Genomic DNA, 22750 nt, shown 5'->3' with positions numbered 1-22750 from the left:
TACTCGACCGCGTGGAGTTCGTGGAGATCGCCGCGGGCTGGTTCTGGATGGGGTGGGACGCGGGACACCCGGGTGAGCGCCCGCGACACCGCGTGTGGGTCGATGCCTTCGCGATCGCGCGGTCGCCGGTGACCAATCGCGAGTACGCGGCGGCGGTCGACGCCGGTCAGGCCATGCCGCCCGCGTGGTGGACAGACGCGCGCTTGCGCGATCCGGAACAGCCGGTGGTCGGCGTGAGCTGGCTCGAGGCCACCCGCTTTGGCGAGTGGCTCTCGCGTCGCGACGGCCGCCACTACCGGCTGCCGAGCGAGGCGGAGTGGGAGATGGCCGCGCGCGGCGGGCGCGACGACGCGCGCTTCCCCTGGGGCGACGAGCGACCGCCCGCGGCGCGCTTCGACCGGCCACCGCGCCCCGTCGACACGCCGGCCAACCCGCTCGGCCTGGTGGCCCTTTCGGGCGTGTGTCACGAGTGGTGTCTGGACTGGGAGGACGAGACCTACTACGCGCGCTCCCCCACCCACAATCCACGCGGCCCCGAGACCGGCACGCGTCGGGTCTCGCGCGGCGGCGCCTGGCGGCACCAGGACCCGTGGAGCCCGGTGGCGCATCGCTCGTCACTGCCGCCGGCGCTGCGCTACTCCGACTACGGGTTCCGGCTGGCTCGCGAGCCGGACTGAGCGCGGTCGGCGGCCGTCACCGCCAGTGACTCCGCGCGAGGCAGCCAGTACCGCATGTCCATCGCGCGCAGCATCTCGAGCGCGCGAGCGGCGTGCTCCCGGGCCGGCACCGCGTCACGGGCGCTCTCCGCGAGGATGGCCCGCCCGAGGTGGCACAGCGCCTCGACCGGGCGCAGGCCGAGCGCCCGGGCGGCGTCGAGCGCAGCCTCGTAGCTCTTCGCGTCAGCGGTCGCCGCGGCGAGCATTCGCAGGGCGCCGGCCGCGGACCCGCGCTCTCCCTGCTCGCTGGCCAGCCGGTACGCATCGGTTGCCGCGGCCACCGCCTCGTCGGCGCGTCCGGCCAGCCGGTAGGCCTCGGCCATCCACGTGAGGCGCTGCGCTTGACGGCTCAGGATGTTCAGCGCAGTGCCGCGTTGCACTCCCTCCTCGATCATCGCCAGGCCGCCGCCGCCCGGCTCCTGCCGGCACTGCACGATCCCGCGCGCGCACAGCAGCATCGGGAGCCACGCGGTCAGATCCATCTCGCGCGCGAACGCGATGCCGCGCTCGAGCATCGGCGCCGCCTCGTCCAGATAGCCGCGCGTCAACAGGACGACGCCGAGGGTCATCTGGCTGCCCGCGGTGCTCCACGGATGATCCGCGTCCTGCGCGATCGCGAGCGCGTCGCGGGCGCACGCGATGGCCTCGTCGAACTCGCCCACGTCGGCGAGCGACGCGGCCAGCCACATGCGCGCCGCGACTGACACGAGCCCGGCCATGCCCCAGCGCTCCCGGCGGAGCGGCCCGTCCACCGCGGCCACCGCGCGGCGGAGATGGCGCTGCGCCGTCTGATGGTCGCCGAGCACGTGGTGGGCCTGGCCGAGCCCGAAGTTGGCCGCGATCTGCAGCGGGTCGTCACCGAGCGCCTCGCCGATCTCGAGCGCCCGATGGGCCGCGCGGATCGCGTCGGTCTGCTGGCCGATCGTGTAGTAGGACTGCGTGAGGTACGCGGAGATCCAGCCCAGCCGTCGCAGGTCGCCCGCGGCCTCGGCCCGCTCCTCGGCGGCTCGCAGGTGCGCCAGCGTGCGGGTGAATTCCCCCAGCGGCGCCAGGGAGGCCCGCAGATCGAAGACGAGATCGATCGCGGTGGGGATCGCGTCCTCGCGGGGGCCGTCGGCCTCGAGGATCTCGAGGGCCTGCTCGTAGAAGCCCACCGCCTCCCGGTGGGCGGAGCGCGCGGCCGCCCGGGCCCCGGCCTGCCGGAGATACTCCACCGCCCGGTCGCGCAGCCCGCCGCGGAGGGCGTGGTAGGCGAGCCGCTCCACGTGCTCGCCGAGGCGGCTCGGGTAGAGCCGCTCGATGGCGGCCACGATGCGCGCGTGCAGTCCCCGGCGCGTCTCGTGCAGCAGGCTGCCGTAGGCCACGTCGTGGGTCAGCGCGTGCTTGAACGTGTACTCGATCTCGGGAAAGAAGCTCGCCTCGTGGAGCAGCTCGCCGGCCTGCAGCTGGCCGAGGCCGGCGCGCAGCGCCTCCTCGGGCAGGTCGGCGATCGCCTCCAGCACCGGATACGGCACGTCCTTGCCGATGACCGAAGCGGACTGCAGCACGTGCTTCGCCTCGGCGCTGAGCCGGTCGATGCGCGCGGCCAGCACCGCCTGCACGCTGCGCGGCACGTCGATGGCCTCCAGCGGCTGCGCGAGCCGCCGCGCTCCCGGCTCGCCGAGCAGCGCCTGCGTCTCGGCGAGGGCGCGCACGCTCTCCTCGAGGAAGAGCGGGTTGCCGTCGGTCCGCTCGACCAGCACGCCCTTCAGCGGCTCCAGCGCGGGATCCGGGCCGAGCAGGCCGTCCAGGAGGGCGCGAGCCGTCCCGGACGGGAACGGATCGATCCGCAGCTGGACGTAGCCGGCGCGGCTGCCCCAGTGATGGTGGTACTCCGGCCGATAGGCGACGACCATCAGCAGGCGGGCACCCGAGAGCCGCTCCACGAGCCGGTCGAGCAGGGTCTGCGTCTCCTCGTCGATGCGCTGCAGGTCCTCGATGATCAGCACCACCGGCTGGCGCCGGGTCTCCGCCAGGATCACGCTCGCCACCGCCTCCTGGATGCGACGGCGTCGCTGCGGCGGGTCCAGCGCGCGCCAGGCCGGATCGTCGGGCTCCAGATCGGCCAGCGCGAGCAGGGCCGGCACCGCCGGCTCCAGGCCCCGGTCGAGCGCCCGCGTCTTGCTCGCGATCTTCTCGCGCATCGCCCGCGCGTCGTCGCCGGGCTCGATCCCCACGTAGCGACGGAGCGCGTCCACCACCGGCAGCCAGGACGGCGTCTTCCGGTACACGATGGGCCGGCCCTCGAGCACGAGGGCCTCGGCCATCCACGGCCCGTCGGCGAACTCGCGGATGACCCGCGACTTGCCCACCCCGGGCTCGCCGACCAGCGCCACCAGCCGGCCCTCGCCGGTGCGCGCGCGCTGGAGCGCCTGGCGCAGGTGCCCCAGCTCCGCCTCGCGGCCGATGAAGCGGGAGAGCCCGCGCACCGTCGCGGCCTGCAGCCGGTGGCGCGCCGGTCCCGGGCCGATCAGCTCGCGGACGGCCACCGGCTCCGCGATTCCCTTCACCGCGACCGGCGCGAGCGGCTTCGCCTCGAGAAAGCCCTCGGCCAGCCGCGCGGTCTCCGCGGTCAGCAGCGTGCTCCCGGGCCGCGCGAGCCGCTCCATCTGCGCGGCGAGGTAGGTGGTCTGGCCCACCGCGGTGTAGTCCATGTGCAGATCGCCGCCCACGGAGCGCACGACCACCTCGCCGGAGTTGAGCCCGATGCGGAGCTGCACGTCGTGGCCGTGAGGCCGGCCCAGGTCCTCGGTGAGCCGGCGGGCCCGGTCGTGCATCCGCAGCGCGGCGTACACGGCGCGCATGGCGTGGTTCTCGTGCGCCACCGGCGCCCCGAAGATCGCCATGACCCCGTCGCCCAGCACCTGGGTCACGGTGCCCTCGTAGCGGTGCACGGCGTCCATCATCAGCGCCAGCACCGGGTCGAGCAGTCGCCGCGCATCCTCGGGATCGCGATGGGCCAGCAGCTCGAGCGAGCCCTTCACGTCGGCGTACAGCACGGTGACCTGCTTGCGCTCGCCGCCCTCCCCCGCCGCGCGCTGGGCCACGACCTTCTCGGCCAGGTGCGGCGGCGAGCGGTCCGCGGCCGCCATATCCCCGGCGGCGATCGGCTGACCGCAGCCGCCACAGAAGCGCGCGCCGGGGTCGCGCACGAAGCCGCAGCGCGGGCACGCCGACGGCAGCGCCTGGCCGCACTCGACGCAGAAGCGGTGGCTGGACGGATTCTCGGTGCGGCAGCGCGGGCAGGCCACCGAGCCGTCGGGGGATCGCGCGTCGGTCCCGGTCATCGTCTAGTCCATCTCGATGCGCCCGAGGCCGGCGCGGAGCCGCTCGAGCTGCGCCTCCGCGTCGGCGCACACCTGCGCCAGCAGCTCGTGTCCGGACCGCGGCCCGCCGGGCGCCCCGATGATCCGCGCGAACTCTCGGGCCGAGGCGCCCTCGAACCAGCCGCCCAGGCGCCCCCGCACGAGCGCGGCGTATCGCGCGACGGAAGCCCCGTCGCGCAGGTCGTCCGGCGCCGCCTCGCTGCGCCAGTCGTCCGAGAAGCGGGCCGTGTCCATGCCGTCGGCGTAGCATTGGCCCAGGCGGAAGAGTCGGAACGCGACGTCGCGGATTCGGCCGTCCCCCGTCGGCGCCTCCCGGTCCATCCCGCTCTCGGGCACGCCGCGGATCAACCGCTCACCCGTGCCCAGCAGGTCGTCGAGACGGCGCCCGAGGGTAGCCGGATCGAGCCGGCTCACCGACCGCTGAAGGTCACCGGCTGCTTCTTGGCGAACGCCACCACCCCGTTGCGGAAGTCCTCGGTGTGCCCGCTCGCCGCGATGGCCTGCGCCTCCAGCTCCATCTGGGTCTCGAGGCTCTCCTGGGTGGACTGGTGGAAGAGGAGCTTGGCCCGGCCGAAGGCCTGGGTCGGCCCCTGCGCCAGCTCGCGCGCGAGCGCGCCGACCGCGCCCGAGAACTCGGCGTCGGGGTGCACGCGGTTGACCAGCCCCCACTCCATCGCCTCGCGCGCGGAGAGCACGCGATTGGTGTAGTGCAGCTCGAGCGCCCGGCGCAGGCCGATCATGCGCGGCAGGAAGTACGACGACGAGCCGTCGGGCGAGGCGGCGATCTTCGAATAGGCCATCGTGAACCTCGTGGACTCCGCCGCCACCACCAGGTCCCCGGCCAGCGCGAGGCTCATCCCGCCGCCCGCCGCGATCCCGTTGACCGCCATGATCACCGGCTTCATGGTGCGCGCCAGCCTCGACACCGCGCCGTGCAGGTAGGTGGTCAGCTCCTTCACGAGGATCCCGATGCGCTCCGGGTTGTCGGCGAAGTCCTTCACATCGCCGCCCGCGCAGAACGCCTTCCCCGCCCCGGTGATCACGATGCACCGCACCGCCCGATCCTCGTCCGCCTCCAGCGCGGCCTGGAACAGCTCGCGCCCCAGCGTCAGATTCAACGCGTTGTACGCCTCCGGACGATTCAACGTGATCCTCCCGACCCCCTCCTTCACCTCATACAGAACCGTCTGATAGCCCATGTGGACTCTCCCTTAGTGGGAATCGCGAGTGCACCCGTCGCGGCCCACCGACCGGAGCGGGGTAGGGTCGGCGGGGGCGCCCTCCCCGGGACCGTGTCTTCTGCGCGCTATCGAAGCCGGCCAGGCCCTTCTCGTGGCCCGACCGTATCGCCAAAACGAGTTGCGAGTCAGCGTGTCCCGGGGAGGGCGCCCCCGCCGACCCTGCCCCGCGTCGACCGGACGCCGCGCACCGGATACTACCTGCGATCGCCCACGCGGTGAAGCTTGAGCAGATTGGTCGTCCCCGTCACCCACATCGGCGCGCCCGAGATGATCACGATGACGTCGTTGTTCCGCACCGTCCCGTCGCCGAGCAGCGTGTCCTCCACCTCCTGGATCATCTCGTCGGTGGTCTCGACCTTGTGCACCAGCCGCGAGGACACGCCCCAGAAGAGCCCGAGCCGCCGCTGCACCTCCGAGTACGGGGTCAGGGCGATGATCGGCACCTCGGGCCGGTCCTGCGAGATGAGCCGCGCGCTGAAGCCGGACTGGGTGAAGGCGACGATGGCGCGGGCGCGGAGCCGCCGCGCGGCCTGGCAGGCCGCCTCCGCCACCGCCTCCGGGAAGCCGTAGGCCTCGGGCCGGGGCCAGGCGACACTCGCCACCGGCGCGGCGCGCTCCGCGCGCTCCGCGATGCGCGCCATCATCTCCACCGTCTCGACCGGGAAGCGTCCGGTCGCGGTCTCGGCCGAGAGCATGATCGCGTCCGCGCCGTCGAAGATGGCGGTGGCCACGTCGCTCACCTCGGCCCGGGTGGGCCGCGAGTGCGTGACCATGGACTCGAGCATCTGGGTGGCCACGATCACCGGCACCTTCGCCTGCCGCGCCTGGCGGATGACGTCCTTCTGGATGACCGGCACCTCCTCGAGCGGCACCTCCACCCCGAGGTCCCCCCGCGCCACCATCACCGCGTCGACCAGCGGCAGCAGCCCCTGGAGGTTGGCCACGATCTCCGCGCGCTCGAGCTTCGCCACGATCGGCATGTTCGCGCCCTGATCGTGGAGGAACTTGCGCACCTCCTGGATGTCGGTGGCCGAGCGCACGAACGAGACCGCCACGTAGTCCACCGCGTGCTCGATGCCGAAGCGCAGGTCCTCGCGGTCCTTGAGGGCCAGGCAAGACACCGGCACCGGCAGGCGCGGGAACGACACGCCCTTGTGGTCGGAGACGACGCCGCCCGAGACTATACGACAGCGCACGTCGCCCTCTTCCACCTTGTCGACGGTGAGCTGGATCATGCCGTCGTCCATCCAGACCGCGTCGCCGGGACGCAGCGCGGCCAGGAACTCCGGATGGTTGAGCGAGCTGCGGGAGGCGGTGCCCTTCACGCCGCGCGCGGTCAGGGTGAACTCCTCGCCGGTCACCAGCGAGGCCTGCCCACCCACGAAGGTACCCAGCCGTACCTTGGGCCCCTGGAGATCCTGCAGGATCGTGACCGGCCGGCCCCACCGCGTCTCCCCCGCGCGGATGGCCTGGATCACCTCCGCGTGCTCGGCGTGCGTGCCGTGCGAGAAGTTGAGCCGCGCCACGTCCATGCCGGCGGCCACCAGCCGGTCGAGCGTCTCGGGGCGGGAGCTCGCCGGGCCGATCGTGCAGACGATCTTGGTGCGTCTCACGAGGCCTTCAGGGAGCGGGCGAGATACTGGCCGGTGAACGAGCGCTCCTGGCGGGCGACGTCTTCGGGCGTGCCGGTGGCGATGACCTTGCCGCCCTCGTTGCCGCCCTCGGGCCCGAGGTCGATGATCCAGTCCGCGGTCTTGATCACCTCCATGTTGTGCTCGATGATCACCACCGTGTTGCCCTGGTCCACCAGCTGGTTGAGCACCTCCAGCAGTCGGCGAATGTCCGCGAAGTGCAGCCCGGTGGTGGGCTCGTCCAGGATGTAGAGCGTGCGGCCGGTGGCCCGCCGGCTCAGCTCGGTGGCCAGCTTCACCCGCTGCGCCTCGCCTCCGGAGAGCGTGGTGGCGGCCTGGCCGAGCCGGATGTAGTCCAGCCCCACGTCGTGCAGGGTCTGGAGCTTCTGCTTGATGGACGGTACCGGCTCGAAGAAGGCGAGCGCCTCCGCCACCGTCATCTCCAGGATGTCGGCGATGTTCTTGCCCTTGTAGCGCACCTCGAGCGTCTCGCGGTTGTAGCGCTTCCCCCGGCAGACCTCGCACGTCACGTACACGTCGGGCAGGAAGTGCATCTCGATCTTCACGAGCCCGTCACCCTGACAGGCCTCGCAGCGGCCGCCCTTGACGTTGAACGAGAAGCGCCCGGGCTGGTAGCCGCGCACCCGCGCGTCCGGCGTGCGGGCCAGCAGGGTCCGGATCAAGGTGAACACGCCGGTGTAGGTGGCCGGGTTCGAGCGCGGGGTGCGCCCGATCGGCGACTGGTCGATGTCGATCACCTTGTCCAGGTACTGCGCGCCCTCGACACGGTCGTGCAGTCCCGGACGGTCCTGCGCCCGGTGGAGCATCGAGGCCAGCGCGCGGTACAGGATGTCGTTGACCAGCGTGGACTTGCCGGATCCGGACACCCCGGTGACCGCGGTGAAGGTGCCGAGCGGGATCTTCACGTTCATGCCCTTCAAGTTGTGCTCGCGCGGATTGTGGATGACCACGAACTTGCCGTTGGTCTTCCGCCGGCTCGCCGGCACCGCGATGCGCTCGAGCCCGGCCAGGAACCGCCCGGTGAGCGACTCCGCGTTGGCCATCACCTCGTCGGGCGTGCCCACCGCCACCACGTGGCCGCCCAGCTCGCCCGCGCCGGGGCCCAGGTCCACCACGTAGTCGGCCGCGCGCATCGTCTCCTCGTCGTGCTCGACGACCAGTACCGTGTTGCCGAGGTCGCGCAGGCGCTTGAGCGTGTCGAGGAGACGGCCGTTGTCGCGCTGGTGCAGGCCGATGGACGGCTCGTCCAGGATGTAGAGCACGCCCACCAGGCTCGACCCGATCTGGGTGGCGAGCCGGATGCGCTGTCCCTCCCCGCCGGACAGGGTCGCGGCCGGCCGATCGAGCGTGAGGTACTCGAGCCCGACCTGGGACAGGAAGCCCAGCCGCTCGCGGATCTCCTTGAGCACGCGTCGGGCGATCGCCATCTCGCGCTCGGACAGGGCCAGGGTGTCGAAGAACTGGCGCGCCGCCTTGATCGGGAAGCGCACCACGTCGGCGATGGACCGGCCCGCGATCTTGACCGAGAGCGTCTCGCCGCGCAGCCGCGAGCCTCCGCACTGAGGACACGGGCGCTCGGTCATGAAGTGCTCGACCTCGGCTCGCGTCTCCTCGGAGACGGTCTCCTTGTAGCGGCGCTCGAGGAGCTTCACCACGCCCTCGAAGCCATCGTCCGGCTCGCCGTGCAGCACGATGTCGCGCGCCTTCTTCGGCAGCTTCGCCCACGGCACCTCCAGGCTGAACCCGTGCCGCTTCGCCAGCACCCGGAGGGTCTGCTTGAAGATGGCCGAGGCGGACGGCCCGGCCCAGGGCAGCAGCGCGCCGCCGGCCAGCGTCTTGTTCCCGTCCGGCACCACCCGGTCCGGGTCGATCTCGTAGCGGGTGCCGAGGCCGCCGCACTCGGGGCACGCCCCGTACGGGTTGTTGAACGAGAACATGCGGGGCGAAACCTCGGGGAACGAGATGCCGCAGGCCGCGCAGGCCAGCCGCTCGGAGAACAGGAACGAGGCGCCGTCCGGCACCTCCACCTGCACCACGCCGTCGGCCAGCCGCAGGGCGGTCTCCAGGGAATCGGCGAGGCGGCCGCCCACGTTGTCCTTGACCACGAGCCGGTCCACCACCACCTCGATGGTGTGCTTCTTGGTCTTGGCGAGCTCGATGTCCTCGGTCAGCTCGCGGAGCTGGCCGTTGACCCGGACCCGCACGTAGCCCTGGCGACGCAGATCGAAGAAGAGCTTGCGGTACTCGCCCTTGCGTCCCCGCACGACCGGCGACAGCACGGTCAGCCGGACCCCGGCGGGAAGCGTCATGACCCGGTCCACCATCTGCTGCACGGTCTGCGCCGAGATCACGTTGCCGCACTGCGGGCAGTGCGGGGTGCCGACGCGGGCGAAGAGCACGCGCAGGTAGTCATAGATCTCGGTGACGGTGCCCACGGTGGAGCGCGGGTTCTTGCTGGTGGTCTTCTGCTCGATCGAGATCGCGGGCGAGAGCCCCTCGATCGAATCGACGTTGGGCTTCTCCATCTGCTCGAGGAACTGCCGGGCGTATGCCGAGAGCGATTCGACGTACCGCCGCTGCCCTTCCGCATAGATGGTGTCGAAGGCGAGCGAAGACTTCCCCGATCCCGACAGCCCGGTGATGACCACGAGCTGGTCCCGGGGGAGCTCGAGGTCGATGGCCTTCAGATTGTGCTCGCGAGCACCGCGGATGACGATGCGATCGTTGGCCATGGACGCCTCATCATACTCCCGCGGCCGGGCGCGGTAAAACGGAGCGCCCCGCCGCGCGACGCTCCAGCATCACGAACAGCGCGAGCCCCAGCGCGGCACCGGCCGCCGCCACGTGGAAGCCGGCCGTGAACGAGGCCCGATCGACGGTGAGCCCCACCAGCAGCGAGCCGACCATGCCGCCGAGGTCGAACGAGCCGGACAGCGTGCCGATGGCCGACCCGCGCTCCGCCGCCGGCGTGCGGTCCACCAGCAGCGCCACCAGCGTCGGGTAGAACAGGGCCACGCCGCCGCCGAGCAGCACGGCGCCGAGCGCGAGCGTGAAGACCGTCGGCGGCAGCGCCAGCAGCAGGTAGCTCAGCGCGATGAGCACCACCGCCGGCACGATCACCCGGACGCGCCCGACCCGATCGGACAGCCCGCGCAGGCCCACCCGACCCACGATGATGCACGCCGAGAAGAGCGCGTAGAACCAGCCGAGGCTGCCGTCGAGGCCGGCGGCGCGCGCGTGCAGGGGGAGGAACGCGTAGATCGAGCTGTAGCCGACGTTGACCAGCACCACGGTGGCCGCCGCGGGCAGCGCGGCCGGGCTGAGCCACCGGAAGCGCCGGGCGGAGACGCCCGTCGCCGGCCTCCCGGCGAGCCCCCAGACCAGCACGAGGATGCCGAGGCCGAGCACGGCGGCGGCGGCGAAGCACGGGCCCATGTCGCCGCTCCCGTAGAGGAACAGGCCCAGCGGCGGGCCGACCGAGAACGACAGCGCCGTCGCGACGTAGTACACGCCGAGCGCCTCGCCACGCCGCTCTGCCGGGCTGACCTGCGCGGCCAGCACGCCCGCGCCCGTCGAGATCAGCCCGTTGGCGAATCCGATACCCGCCATCAGCGCGATGAGGAGGGCCGGCGCCTGCGCCAGCGGCAGCGCGGCGAGCGTGACCAGCAGGACGGCGGCGCCAGGCAGCATCACCGGGCGGAAGCCGTAACGGTCGACCCAGCCGCCGACCACCGGGCGCAGCAGCATCGAGACCCCGGCGCTCACCGCGAACAGCAGCCCCACCTGCGTCTTGCTGCCGCCAAGGGCGATCACGTGCAGCGGCAGCGTCGCGCTCAACAGGTAGACGAGCACGTGGATGCCCGAGGTGATCGCCAGGCACGCGGCCAGCGTCCGGGTGACGAGCCGCGCCACGCTCAGCGCCGCGTCCGACCCAGCCAGAGCAGGAGCGCGCCGGCGGGCGCGCCGGCGAGCGCGGGATAGGCGGCCACCGCGCCCAGGAGACCGCCGCCCGCTCCACGAAGCTGAAGGGCCGCGCCCGCGGCGAACACCACGAGGCCGAACACGCCGGCGGTCGTGCCAAGCACGGCGCGACGGGGCGGCGCCAGCGTGGCGGGGCCGAGCGCGCAGCCGGCGCCGCCCAGTGCGAGCAGCGTGAGCGCCCACGGATCGACGGGCCAGAGGCTCGCCAGCGCGGCGCCGCCGAAGAGCCCCGCCCAGAGACCCGGATCGCGCCCGATCTCGCCGCCGCCGGTTGGGTCGAGCGCGCCCAGTCGCTCGCGCAACGCCACCGTCGAGGCGAGGAAGGCGGCGAGCGCGGCGACCAGCAGGACCCCCTGGAGCGTGCGATGCCACGGCTCGGCGAAGAGCGTGGGCGCGGGCAGCTCGAGCAGGCGCTCGATGGTGATCCCGCCCAGGAGCACGTCGGGGGCGTTGAGCATCGCGTACACCGCCCACGCCTCGGCCCACAGCAAGGCGATCAGCAGCCCGCCCGCCACGAAGCCGACACCGTCACGCGACAGCCGCACCACCAGGCCCGCCCGCAGCAGCGCGGCGGAGCCGACGAGCAGGGTGACCAGGAGCCCGACGCGGGGGAGCCACCGACGCGGACGATCGTCTGCCCACGCCACGCCCGACGGTGGCGCGCCCGGCACGTGCTTGTCGGCCTCGAAGCGCAACCGCAACGACGGGCGGCGCGACAGCTCGTCCCCGGCGCGCAGCGTGATGACCTGCCCGGGCGACAGGGTCCACTCGATGTCGGCCAGGCGGGTTCCGTCGAGGGTGCGGGCGCGCACCGTGCCGCCCGCGGGCGCGGTGAGGCGATGCACCTCGTCGAAGACCAGCGGCGCCCGGCCACGGGCGAGCCCCAGCTCGCGTCCGGTGGTCACCCAGGAGCTCGACGGCGGAAAGCGGAACGACGACTGGGTCGCCACCCGATCCCACGCCGCGATGGGCCCGAGCCCCGAGGCCCAGCCGATCTGCAGCAGGGGCACCGCGGCCGCGATCAATGCGATCGCGAGCAGCAGCGGCGCGGTTTTCCGCAGAGGACGCCACGCGGTCAGGAGCCATCCCAGCGCCGCGGTGATCGCGATGCCCTGCCACCGAGGCCGGCCCAGCCAGACCGCCACGTCGCCGGCCAGCGCGATGTTCGCCCACAGCAGCACGCCCACCGCGAGCAGAAGGATCACCACCGGGAACAGCGCCCCGCGTCCGCCCGCCGTCGCGGCGTCGCGGCCTCGCGCCGACAGGCCCAGCGTGATGAGCGGCACCAGCAACAGGGTGAGGCCGAGCCACAGGCCGTCGGCCGCGCTGGTGGCGACGGCCGCGGGCACGGCGAGGAGGGCCGCCGGCGTGAGCCATACGGCCAGGATCCGCGCGACCGAGGTCATTCGTCCCGCGACGTCGGGAGCGGATCGGCCAGCCAGCGGATCGCCACCAGCACGCCGATCACCGGGGCGAGCACGCCGCCGTACCACCAGAGCAGCGAGAGGCCTCCGACGCGGATCGACGACACGTGATTGGGCAGCGCGCCGAGGAGGAGGAAGCCGGCGAGCAGAAGCGAGAGCAGCACGACGCCGGCGGTGCGATGGGTCACCGGCCGCATTATAGCGAGGGTGGTAAGATGTCGCCACGAAAGGAGTCCCGTCCATGTCCGATGCGAAGCAACCCGCGCCGATCCAGCGCGTGCTGGTCGTCACCGCCCATCCCGACGACTCCGAGTTCGGAGCCGGCGGCACCGTCGCCCGACTCGCGCGAGAGGGCAAGCAGGTCAGCTACTGCATCGTCACCAACGGCAACAAGGGCTCCGGCGACCGGACCATGACCCCCGAGCGGCTGGCCGGGATCCGGGCGGAGGAGCAGCGCAACGCGGCGCGGGTGCTCGGCGTGGAGACCGTCGACTTCCTCGGCTTCCCCGACTGCGAGGTCGAGGACACCCGCGAGAGCCGCATGGCGGTGACCGCGGCGATCCGGCGTCACCGGCCGGACCGGCTGATCATCCAGAACCCGCACCGCACCAAGAACCTGGGCGCTTCCCACCGCGACCACCGCACAGTCGCGGGCATCGCGCTGGACTGCGTGTATCCCCTCGCGCGCGACCACATGGCCTTCCCCGAGCTGCTCGCCCAGGGTCTCGAGCCGCACAAGGTCCGCGAGGTGTGGATGATGTGGTGGGACAACCCGGAGGTGGTCGTCGACATCTCCGACACGATCGATCTGAAGATCAAGGCCCTCGCCTGCCACGCGAGCCAGTTCAAAGACTTCGCCGCGGTCGAGCACCGCGTCCGCGAGCGGGCCGCCTTCTTCGGCAAGCCCAAGGGCTACGCCTACGCCGAGACCTTCGACGTCATCACGCTCGACCGATGAGAATGCTTCCCCGCCTGGGAGGCTTTCGCTAGAATCACGGGCGTGACGCCAGGACAGCCCATCCCGGCCACCCTGACCGCGCTGATGGGGGGCCGAGCCGCCCAGGACCCCGACGTCCCGTACTTCCACCTCTTCGACGAGGCGGTGACGTACGGCCGACTCTGGCGGGAAAGCGCGCGCTACGCCGCGGGGCTCCGGCGGGCCGGGATCGATCGCGGCGACAAGGTGTGCCTGATCTATCCCACCTGCGCCGAGTTCTTCTACACCTTCTTCGCGGCGCTCCGACTCGGCGCGGTCCCGGTGCCGCTCTACCCCACCCTGGGCGTCGAGGCCACCGCGAACATCTTCCGCGACTCCGAGGCCAAGGCGGTCGTCACCATCGGCTGGTTCCGCAAGGGCGTCGAGGAGTCGCAGGCCGCCGCGCCGAACATCCGGCACGTGCTCGAGCCGAGCGATCTCGAGGTGGACGACACGACGCCCGCGCTGCCCACCGCCGCCGCCGACGACATCGCGTTCATCCAGTACACCTCGGGCAGCACCGGCCATCCGCGCGGGGTCGTGCTGAGCCACGCCAACGTCACTCGCACCGTGGAGTTCATGGCGGAGGCCGCCCAGCTGAGCCGCGACGACGTGGTGGTGTCCTGGCTGCCGCTCTACCACGACATGGGCCTGATCGGCTGCGCGTTCACGCCCCCGGTGAACGGGGCGCCGCTCTACCTGCTGCCGCCCGATCTCAAGAACCCGCGGATCTGGCTCGAGCTGGTCACCCGCGTCCGGGCCACCTTCACGGTCTCGCCCGACTTCGGCTACCGCAACTGCGTGCGCAACATCGGCGACACCACCGGCATCGATCTCTCATCGCTCAAGCAGGCGCTCTCCGGTGCCGAGCCGGTCCGGGTCAGCACCATCGAGGCCTTCGAGCGGAAGTTCGGCGCGCAGAACCTGATCACGCCCTGCTACGGCCTCGCCGAAGCCACCCTGGCCGTCGCGATCTGGCCGCGCCGCACCCCGCTCCGCCTGGACGCCTCGGGCAAGTTCCTCTCGGTGGGCCGGCCCTGCCGCGGCGTGCGGGTGCGCATCATGGACGGCGACGAGGAGGTCAAGCCGGGCGTCGAGGCCGAGGTCTGCGTGCAGAGCCCGGGCGTGATGCAGGGCTACTACAACAACCCGGCGGCCACCGCCAAGGTGCTCTCCCCCGATGGCTGGCTCCGCACCGGCGATTTGGGCTTCATCGACTCCCAGGGCTTCCTCTACATCACGGGCCGGCTCAAGGACGTCATCATCCTGGGCGGCGAGAACGTGATCCCCGCCGACGTCGAGGAGGTCGTGGACCACGTTCCCGGCGTCCGCTATTCGGCCGCGGTCGGGGTGGAGAGCGAGCGCACCGGCACCCAGCGGCTGCACGTGGTCGCCGAGGTGCGCGAGCAGCCCGGCGACGGAGACGCGCTCTCCCGCCTCGTGCGAGAGATCGTCCAGCGCGTCCGCGAGCAGCGCGGGCACCGGCCCGCCCGGGTCCTGCTGGTGCGTCCCAGCACGATCCCGAAGACCTCCTCGGGCAAGATCCAGCGCTCGCGCCTCGTCGAGATGATCACCCGCGACGAGCTGGGCGACCGCCTCCTGCACGCCTCCGGCGCCGCCCGCCGCGATCCCGACTAGCGCCGGTCTCCCGGAGCCGCCATGAAGATCGGCTGCCACCTGCCCATGTACGGCCCCGTCGGCACGCGCGACAACGTGATCGCGTTCGCGCGGCGGATCGAGGCCCTCGGCTACGATTCGCTGTGGGCGAGCGATCACGTGGTGCTCCCGCACCGGATGACCACGCCCTACCCGTACAACCCGACCGGGCAGTTCCCGCTGGCGCCCGACGTGCCGTTCCTGGAGCCGCTCACCACCCTGGCCCTGGTGGCCGGCGTCACCGAGCGCGTGCTCCTCGGCACCAGCATCCTGGTCCTGCCGCACCGCAACCCGGTGCTCGCGGCGAAGATGTGCGCCACGCTCGACCATCTGTCGGGCGGGCGCGTGGTGCTCGGCGTGGGCGTCGGCTGGATGCGCGAGGAGATCGAACTGCTCGGCGGCAGCTATGACGAGCGCGGCGCCTGGAGCGACGAGGCGCTGACCGTGATGCGCGCCTGCTGGCGCGATGAACGCACCGCCCACCACGGCCGCTTCTTCTCCTTCGACGCCGTCGGCGCCTTCCCCAAGCCCGTCCGCGGCGACATCCCGATCCTGATCGGCGGCCACACCTCCCGCGCCCTGCGCCGCGTCGTCCAGCACGGCGACGGCTGGCACGCCGCCTTCATCACCCCGGCCGCGCTCGCCGCCGATATCGCGCGCCTGAAAGTGGAATGCGCCCGCCAAGGCCGGCCGTACGAGCAGCTCAAGATCAGCGTCCGCGCCGGCCTCTCGATCCGCCAGAACCCGCTCGGCCCCGATCGCAAGCCGCTCCAGGGCTCGCGCGACCAGATCCTCGCCGACCTCGCTGCCTTCCGCGAGCTCGGCGTCGAGTCGATCCTGCTGGAGACACGGTATCGCAACCTGGCGGAGATGCTCGGCATCTACGAGACCTTCGCGCGGGAGTTCCGTCCGCGGGCCTGAGCTCGGGTCGGGCACCGTCGGACTTTCCGCTTGACAGATTTCGCTGAGGCTATTCCCACGCCATGGCAGCGTTCGAAACCCGTCGGCCGTGGTGTCCGGACTGCCGCGCAGCTCCCTGGTTGGGGTCCGAGCGACCTAAAATCATTCGGAGCGCCTCGATCGCTCGACGCCGCGCCTTCCCGGCATCGCGAATATCGCGGTGTAGAGTCGCGCAGACGAAGGAGGCGCTGCCATGTCGACCACATCGTCCGCACTGCTGCCATCTCCCCCGCGCGTGTGCGAATTGGACCGCCTCGGCGACGAGATCGCCGAGCTCTCCGCCCATCTCGACGCGGCCACCGCCCGCCTGCTCACCTTGATCCGCGAGTTCGACACCGGCGGTGGCTGGAACACCGGCTTCCGCTCCTGTGCGGAGTGGCTGAGCTGGCGTGTGGGTCTCGATCTGGGCGCAGCGCGTGAGCGGGTCCGCGTCGCCCACGCTCTCGACGCGCTGCCGCGGCTCGGCGAAGCCCTCGCGCGGGGCGAGCTATCCTACGCCAAGGTGCGAGCGCTCACGCGCGTGGCCACCCCGGAGACCGAGGCCCGTCTGCTGAAGGTCGGCCGCACCGCCACCGCCGCCCACGTGGAGCGGATCATCCGCGCGTGGCGGCGCGTCGACCGCCGGGCCGAGGCTCGGGAGACCGCCCGACAGCATGCAGACCGGAGCCTTCACGTGATCCACGACGACGACGGCACGGTGGTGATCCGCGGCCGGTTGACGGCGGAGGCGGGCGCGCTACTGGAGCGGGCTCTCGAGGCTGCCCGCGAGAGTCTGTACCAGCGGGCCCGTCGAGCCGAAGTGGGCACGCCACCTGCGTCTGCCACGGTGGTACCGACGCGGTCCCAGCAGCAGGCCGATGCGCTGGTTCTGGTGGCGGAGACGGCGCTGCATCAGGAGCTGGACCCCGGCGCCCCGAGCGAACGGTACCAGGTCGTGGTCCATGTTGACGCCGCGGCGCTGGAGGATCCGGCGCAAGAGGGACAAACGGCCTTGGAAGGCGGGATTAGAGTTTCCGCTGAAACGTCCCGCCGTCTCGCCTGCGACGCGAGCCGGGTGGTGATGCGCCACGATCCAGAGGGCCGGGTGGTCGAGGTCGGCGCCCGCACGCGCACGATTCCGCCGGCGCTGCGGCGGGCGCTCTACCATCGCGATCAGACGTGTCGCTTCCCGGGCTGCGGTGGCCGGATTCGCGAGGGGCACCACGTGCAGCACTGGGCTCGCGGAGGTCCAACCACGCTGACGAACCTGATCTCGCTTTGCCGGCGCCATCATCGCGCGGTCCATGAGGAAGGCTACGAGATCGCTCGCAACCCGGACGACACGTTCCAGTTCAGGCGACCGGATGGTCGCGAGCTGCCCGACGTGCCGCCGCCGGACGAAGTTCCCGGTGATCCGACCCATGCCCTGCGGGCCGCAAACGACGCCCAACGGATTCGTATCCACCCGCGGACGGCGTGCGCCGGTTGGAGCGGTGAGCGGCTCGACATGGGCTGGGCGATCGACGTCTTGCGCCCGCGACCTTGACCGGCGGGCGTCGCACGGCCCACGCCGCCCGCAGGAGGCGCTACTTGGCGTCGTGGAAGATGATGCCCAGCGTATGACGCCGGCCGGAGGTGACGCGGCTGACGCCGTGGCGCAGGTTCACGCGATACGTGCCACGCGCGCCGCGGACGGGGCGCTCGCGCGTGGTGAAGATGACGATCTGGCCCTGCTCGAGCGGCACCACCTCGCCCCGGGACTGGGCGCGGGGGCGCTGCTCGACCAGGAGGAACTCGCCGCCGGTGAAGTCGGTGCCGGGGCGGCTCAGCAGGCAGGTCATCTGCAGCGGGAACGCGACGTCGCCGTAGAGGTCCTGGTGGAGGCAGTTGTAGCCGCCGGCCTCGTAGCGCAGCAGCAGCGGCGTGGGCCTGGTCTGGCCGTGCTCGGCGCACACCGCCAGGAACTCGTCGAGGTCGGGCGGAAATGCGGGCTTGGCCCCGAGCGCGGCGCTCCAATCGTTGGCGATGGAGGCCAGATGGGGGTAGGCGTGCCGGCGCAGCGCCAGCACCGCCGGCGGGAGCGGATTCGCGAAGTACTTGTACTCGCCCGCGCCGAAGCGGAACCGCGCCATGTCGATGCGGCTGCGGAAGCGGTGCTCCTCGGAGTAGAGCGCGATCAGGTCCGCGCACTCATTGGCGGTGAGGAGCGGCCGTGTGGTCGCCCAGCCCTGATCACCCAGCGCCTGGGCGATCCGCGGCCACTCCGCCTGCTGCAGTCGCATCTGGATCGACGGCGATCGGGTTAGGCGGCGGGGTGACATAGCGTGCAGGGCCGGTAGCCCACCGAGCGCGCGTCCTCCACCGAGGCGAACACCACCCGGTTCTCCGGGCGCATGCGCCGGCTGTGCATGCAGCCGACGCGGCAGACGATGCGGGTGGTCGTGCAACCCTCCAGCACCGGGGTGGTGCGCTCCAGCGCCGCCAGCCGGTTCTTCACCGCCGCTCCGAAGATGTAGCCGCCGAGGCCGCCGTCGCTGCGCCACACGCGGTGGCACGGCAGGATCAGCGGCACCGGATTGCGGCCGAGCGCGGTGCCGACCGCCCGGACCGCGCGGGCGTGCCCGATGCGCGAGGCGACCCACGCGTAGGGTCGGCCCTCGCCGAACGGGATGTGCCCTGCCGCCTGCAGCACGCGGCGCTGGAAGTCGGGCACCGCGCGCAGGTCCACCGGCACCTGGAAGAAGGCGCGCCGGCCGTGGAAGTACTCGTGGATCTCCTCGCGCGCCCGCTCGATGAGGCGGCGGGCCGCCGCGGTGGCCGGCTTGTCGACGCGGCCGGTGCGCACCAGGCAGATGCCCTCGGGCGTCGCCTCGATGCCGAGCCGCTGCTCCAGCCGCTCGAGCGCGGCAGCCGACTCGCCCGCCGTCGCCGCGAGCCGATGGGCCAGCCGCGGAGCAGCGGGGTCCGGGCGGAAGTAGTCCGTCAGCAACAGATCCAGATGATCCGACTTGCCCATGTTCAGGCTCCTCGCTTGCCGAGCTCGTCCCGCAGCAGGGCCTTGCCCCGCGCGAGCTGGCTCTTCACGGTATTGATCGAGATGCCCCGGATGCGTGCCAGCTCGCCGTAGGAGAGGCCGTCCACGTAACGCAGGGCCATGAGGATCCGCGCCTCGCGCGGCACGCGCGCGAAGGCCCGGTGGAGGTCGAGGTAGGCGGCGGGCGGGCGGTGGTTGCTCGATGCGGCGGAGAGCGCCCGGGCGACCGAGCCATCGTCGTGGGCGTTGCGGGTGGCCCGGCGACGCAGCTCGTCCACGCAGATGTTGGTGAGAATGCGGTAGAGCCAGGTCGAGACCGCCCAGCGCGCGTCGTAGCCGGCGGCGCCGGCGTAGGATTGCATGAGCGCGCGCTGGACCGCGTCCTCGGCGTCGGCTCGGGAGCCCAGCAACCGGCCGGCCACCGCCAGCAGCTTCGGGACGTAGCGCTGGGCCAGGTCGGTGAATGCCGCCTGGTCACCTCGCGCCACCCGTCGCATCAGCCCCCGCTCGGTGTCCATCTCATCCCCTCACCGAGATATACGCGCCAGGAGCCGAGAAGGGCGGAACCGGGTGCCCGCCGCTGGGGGAGTGCGGGGGGCCATTTCTGGGCCCCCGCACAAGACAGAGCCTTGAAGACTCCCTAGATCTTCTCGCCCAGCTTGTTCCAGTCGTCGAGGAACTTCTTGAGGCCGATGTCGGTGAGCGGATGCTTCATCAGCATCTCGAGCACGTTGAAGGGCATGGTCGCGACGTGGGCGCCGGCCTTGGCCGCGTCCAGCACGTGGATGGGGCTGCGGATCGAGGCGGCCAGCACCTGGGTCTTGAAGCCGTAGTTGCCGTAGATCTCGCAGATGTCCCGCACGAGGTCCATCCCGACGTGGCCGATGTCGTCGAGGCGGCCCAGGAACGGGCTGATGTAGACCGCCCCCGCCTTCGCGGAGAGCAGGGCCTGGGGGGCCGAGAAGCAGAGCGTCTGGTTCACCCGGATGCCCTCGCCGCTCAGGTACTTCACCGCCTTGAGGCCGTCCTTGGTGAGCGGGCACTTGACCACTACGTTGGGGGCCACCTGGGCCAGCTCCTTGCCTTCCTTCATCATGCCGTCGAAGTCGGTGGCGACCACTTCCAGGCTGACGTCGCCCGGCACCACCTTGCAGATCTCCTCCACCAGCGGGCGGAACGGGCGCTTCTCCTTGGCGATCAGCGACGGATTGGTGGTGCAGCCGTCCACCAGGCCCATCGCGACGCCCTCGCGGAGATCGTTGATGTTCGCCGAATCCAGGAAAATCTTCATGGCTTCCTCCGTCTCAGGCGCGCTCGACCCGGACCGTGGTCCCGGAGCGCACCGGCTTGAATACTGTGGGGTCCCCGAGCACCCGGCCGAACACGGTGACCGGGCTCGCGGCCCTGATCTCGTCACCCTGGCTGGCCGGCGTCGGACCGTAGAAGATGCAGAAGGCCGAGCCGGGCGGCCAGTACGCGAGATCGCCCTTCTCCACGACCTCGGAGGCGTTCTCGGGCTTCGCCTTGACCGGGATGCCGAAGTAGATCTCGTCGCCCCACGTCTGGCCCGGGATGCTGAGCGGCAGCGCCTCCCAGATGGCGGCGGCGGTCTTCGTGTCGTTCAGCACCGCGTCCGAGGTGATCGTGCCCACGGTTATCCGAATCTTGCGGTCAGCCATCGATCGGTGTCACCGCCTGGAGTGTAGCCCCGCGACGCGGGGCGCGGCAAGCGAGGCGCGGCGTCAGCCCCCGAGGCGGCGACGATAGGCGGCGATGCGCGCCCCGAGCGCCGCGCGCTCCGGAATGCCCGCCACGCCCTCGGCCTCGACGGAGGCGGCCGCGCAGCAGGCCGCGGCCGCGGCCGCGTCCCACGCGTTGCCGTCACGGTTGTAGGCGATGAGCAGCGCGGTGGCGAACACGTCGCCCGCCCCGGTCTCGTCCACCTCCACCGCGCGGTCGGCCTCGACGCCGTAGCGCTCGCCGTTGACGAACAGCACCGCGCCCTCCGCCCCGCGGGTGACCGCGCCCAGCGGCACCCGCTGGAACCACTCCAGCGCCTCCTTCTGGAACGGCTCGATGTCCTCGATGCTCACCACCACGCTCTGCACGTGGGGCAGCACCAGGTCGGCGTCCTCCCACGGCTGCGGCGACACGAGGCCGCCGGGCCCACGCTGGCGCATCCACCCCTGCGGCAGGGCGGCCAGCGAGGTATCGGAGAAGGCACCGGCCAGGGCCGGGTCCACCTCGGCCACGACCGGGCACAGCGCGCCCAGGCTCGCCTCGCGCCACGCCTCCGGCAGCGACGCGGCCTCCAGGTCGGCGGCGCGGGAGAGCACCGAGAGCTGACGCACCCGTCGACCCTCCGCGATGCGGCCCGGGCCGATCGTGAAGACGGTGGTGCGCTCGGACGGCACGTTCACCACGTGGATGTCGGCGGGCAGCGCGTCGCGCGGGAAGTCAGGGCCGAACGAGGTCAGCAGGCCCACCCGCAGGCCCTGGCGGTGCGCGGTGATCGCGGCGTAGTACGCGGCGCCGCCGGGACGGGGCCCCCGCGGCGTCCGGTCGATCGTCAGGTGGCCGACCGCGACGAAGTCCACCGCGCGGTCAGAGGGCGAGCTGCTTGGCGATGATCTCCTTCATGATCTCGGAGGTCCCGCCGCCGATGGTCATGAGCCGGATGTCCCGGAAGAAGCGCTCGATCGGGTACTCGCGCATGTAGCCGTAGCCGCCGTGCAGCTGCACGCAGTCGTACGCGACCTTCTGTGCCATCTCCGCGGTGAAGAGCTTCACCATGGAGATCTCCTTCACCGCGTCCTCCCGGTCCCGGAACTTCAGGCACGCCGCGTAGGTGAGCCACCGCGCCGCCTCGATGAGGGTGGCCAGATCCGCGATCTTGTGCCGTATCACCTGCTTCTTCGAGAGCGGCTCGTCGAAGGCCTGGCGCTGCTGGACGTAGGCGATGGTGTCGGCGAGCGCTCGCTCGCATCCCGCGACCGCATGCAGCCCCGCGACCAGGCGCTCGCGCTGGAACACGCGCATGACTTCATAGAATCCGCCGCCGGCCTGGCCGAGCAGGTTCTCCGCGGGCACCCGCATGTCCTGGAAGGCCAGCTCCGCGGTGTCGGAGGCGCGGTTGCCCATCTTGTCGAGCTTGCGGCTCACCGAGAAGCCGGGAGTCGCGCGCTCCACCAGGAACATCGAGATGCCCCCGTGCCGCTTCTTCCCCTCTCCCCCCTGGGGCGAGGCAATTCGCGCGGCCACGAAGTAGAGGTCGGCCATCACCCCGTTGGTGATGAACATCTTCGAGCCGTCCAGCACGTAGTGATCGCCGTCGCGGCGCGCGCGGGTGCGGATGGCCGCGACGTCCGATCCCCCGCCCGGCTCGGTCACCGCGATGGCGGTCAGCGCCTCGCCGCGGCAGATCGCGGGGAGGTACTTCTCCTTCAGGGCCTCGCTGCCCGTCCAGTAGAGATGCGGCGACGCCATGTCGGTGTGCACGCCCACCGCCATCGCCAGCGAGGCGCAGCGCGAGCGGGCCATCTCCTCGCAGAGCACCGCGGTGGTCAAGACGTCGGCGCCCGCGCCCCCGTACCTCTCGTCGTACTCCACTCCGAGGAAGCCCAGCTCGCCCATGCGCGGCCAGATGGCCTTGGGGATCTGGCCGGCCGCCTCCCACTCCTCGACGTGGGGCTCGACCTCCTTCTGCACGAAGGCCCGGACCGCCTGACGGAAGAGGTCGTGGTGCTCCTCGAAGATCTTCATGACC

20 protein-coding genes are annotated in these 22750 nt (G+C 71.9%); 5 read left to right on the top strand and 15 right to left on the bottom strand.

The features are described from left to right. The first annotated feature begins 11 nt into the window (after positions 1–11). Complete coding sequence (locus VKN16_27520; protein HME97971.1) at positions 12–677, top strand: SUMF1/EgtB/PvdO family nonheme iron enzyme; 666 nt, start codon at positions 12–14, stop codon at positions 675–677. On the opposite strand, the gene VKN16_27515 is transcribed toward VKN16_27520, so the two are convergent. The 8 genes from VKN16_27515 to VKN16_27480 form a co-directional block, all read right to left on the bottom strand. After that, positions 644–4042 carry an AAA family ATPase gene (locus VKN16_27515; protein ID HME97970.1) on the bottom strand — a complete coding sequence of 1133 codons (3399 nt, stop codon included), beginning with the start codon at positions 4040–4042 and terminating at the stop codon, positions 644–646. The genes VKN16_27520 and VKN16_27515 overlap by 34 nt on opposite strands. Positions 4043–4045: 3 nt before the next feature. Continuing rightward, a complete protein-coding gene (locus VKN16_27510; protein HME97969.1) occupies positions 4046–4495 on the bottom strand; it encodes a hypothetical protein in 450 nt (149 codons plus the stop codon). After that, positions 4492–5280 (bottom strand): enoyl-CoA hydratase-related protein, encoded by a 789-nt coding sequence (locus tag VKN16_27505; protein ID HME97968.1) that lies wholly within the window; start codon positions 5278–5280, stop codon positions 4492–4494. The genes VKN16_27510 and VKN16_27505 overlap by 4 nt, the downstream gene beginning before the upstream one ends. Before the next feature lie 236 nt (positions 5281–5516). Then, the gene (gene pyk / locus VKN16_27500) at positions 5517–6935 is read right to left on the bottom strand and encodes a pyruvate kinase (GenBank protein HME97967.1); all 1419 of its coding nucleotides are present in this window, start codon (positions 6933–6935) and stop codon (positions 5517–5519) included. Beyond that, entirely contained in the window at positions 6932–9706 is a 2775-nt protein-coding gene (gene uvrA, locus VKN16_27495) for an excinuclease ABC subunit UvrA (GenBank protein HME97966.1), read from the bottom strand. Before uvrA ends, pyk begins: the two co-directional genes overlap by 4 nt. Positions 9707–9716: 10 nt before the next feature. Further along, positions 9717–10886 (bottom strand): MFS transporter, encoded by a 1170-nt coding sequence (locus VKN16_27490; GenBank protein HME97965.1) that lies wholly within the window; start codon positions 10884–10886, stop codon positions 9717–9719. 2 nt (positions 10887–10888) lie between these two features. Then, a complete protein-coding gene (locus VKN16_27485) occupies positions 10889–12361 on the bottom strand; it encodes a hypothetical protein (GenBank protein HME97964.1) in 1473 nt (490 codons plus the stop codon). After that, complete coding sequence (locus VKN16_27480) at positions 12358–12567, bottom strand: hypothetical protein (protein HME97963.1); 210 nt, start codon at positions 12565–12567, stop codon at positions 12358–12360. Before VKN16_27480 ends, VKN16_27485 begins: the two co-directional genes overlap by 4 nt. 53 nt (positions 12568–12620) lie before the next feature. Here VKN16_27480 and VKN16_27475 point away from each other — a divergent pair, with 53 nt between their 5' ends. The 4 genes from VKN16_27475 (at position 12621) to VKN16_27460 (ending at position 17496) form a co-directional block, all read left to right on the top strand. Next, the gene (locus VKN16_27475) at positions 12621–13337 is read left to right on the top strand and encodes a PIG-L deacetylase family protein (protein HME97962.1); all 717 of its coding nucleotides are present in this window, start codon (positions 12621–12623) and stop codon (positions 13335–13337) included. A gap of 42 nt (positions 13338–13379) precedes the next feature. Beyond that, positions 13380–14993, top strand: coding sequence for an AMP-binding protein (locus VKN16_27470; GenBank protein HME97961.1), 1614 nt, complete (start codon positions 13380–13382; stop codon positions 14991–14993). A 21-nt stretch (positions 14994–15014) separates the two neighbouring features. Next, positions 15015–15932 carry an LLM class F420-dependent oxidoreductase gene (locus tag VKN16_27465; GenBank protein ID HME97960.1) on the top strand — a complete coding sequence of 306 codons (918 nt, stop codon included), beginning with the start codon at positions 15015–15017 and terminating at the stop codon, positions 15930–15932. A 232-nt stretch (positions 15933–16164) separates the two neighbouring features. After that, a complete protein-coding gene (locus VKN16_27460; protein HME97959.1) occupies positions 16165–17496 on the top strand; it encodes a DUF222 domain-containing protein in 1332 nt (443 codons plus the stop codon). A gap of 40 nt (positions 17497–17536) precedes the next feature. Here the strand turns inward: VKN16_27460 and VKN16_27455 are convergent, their stop codons facing one another. The 7 genes from VKN16_27455 to VKN16_27425 form a co-directional block, all read right to left on the bottom strand. Continuing rightward, entirely contained in the window at positions 17537–18232 is a 696-nt protein-coding gene (locus tag VKN16_27455; GenBank protein ID HME97958.1) for a 2OG-Fe(II) oxygenase, read from the bottom strand. Between the two features lie 20 nt (positions 18233–18252). After that, positions 18253–18966, bottom strand: a complete 714-nt coding sequence (locus VKN16_27450) for a methylated-DNA--[protein]-cysteine S-methyltransferase (protein HME97957.1) — start codon at positions 18964–18966, stop codon at positions 18253–18255. A gap of 2 nt (positions 18967–18968) precedes the next feature. Next, positions 18969–19502 (bottom strand): sigma-70 family RNA polymerase sigma factor, encoded by a 534-nt coding sequence (locus tag VKN16_27445; GenBank protein HME97956.1) that lies wholly within the window; start codon positions 19500–19502, stop codon positions 18969–18971. Between the two features lie 122 nt (positions 19503–19624). Further along, positions 19625–20275, bottom strand: coding sequence for a fructose-6-phosphate aldolase (gene fsa / locus VKN16_27440; protein HME97955.1), 651 nt, complete (start codon positions 20273–20275; stop codon positions 19625–19627). 13 nt (positions 20276–20288) lie between these two features. Further along, the gene (locus VKN16_27435; GenBank protein HME97954.1) at positions 20289–20663 is read right to left on the bottom strand and encodes a cyclophilin-like fold protein; all 375 of its coding nucleotides are present in this window, start codon (positions 20661–20663) and stop codon (positions 20289–20291) included. A 63-nt stretch (positions 20664–20726) separates the two neighbouring features. Continuing rightward, complete coding sequence (locus VKN16_27430) at positions 20727–21581, bottom strand: PfkB family carbohydrate kinase (GenBank protein HME97953.1); 855 nt, start codon at positions 21579–21581, stop codon at positions 20727–20729. Between the two features lie 7 nt (positions 21582–21588). Next, a complete protein-coding gene (locus tag VKN16_27425) occupies positions 21589–22746 on the bottom strand; it encodes an acyl-CoA dehydrogenase family protein (GenBank protein ID HME97952.1) in 1158 nt (385 codons plus the stop codon). Between the last annotated feature and the right edge of the window lie 4 nt (positions 22747–22750).

This window comes from Candidatus Methylomirabilota bacterium (assembly GCA_035315345.1).
Taxonomy (GTDB): Bacteria; Methylomirabilota; Methylomirabilia; order Rokubacteriales; family CSP1-6; genus CAMLFJ01.
This window is presented reverse-complemented; position numbering and strand designations above follow the sequence as displayed.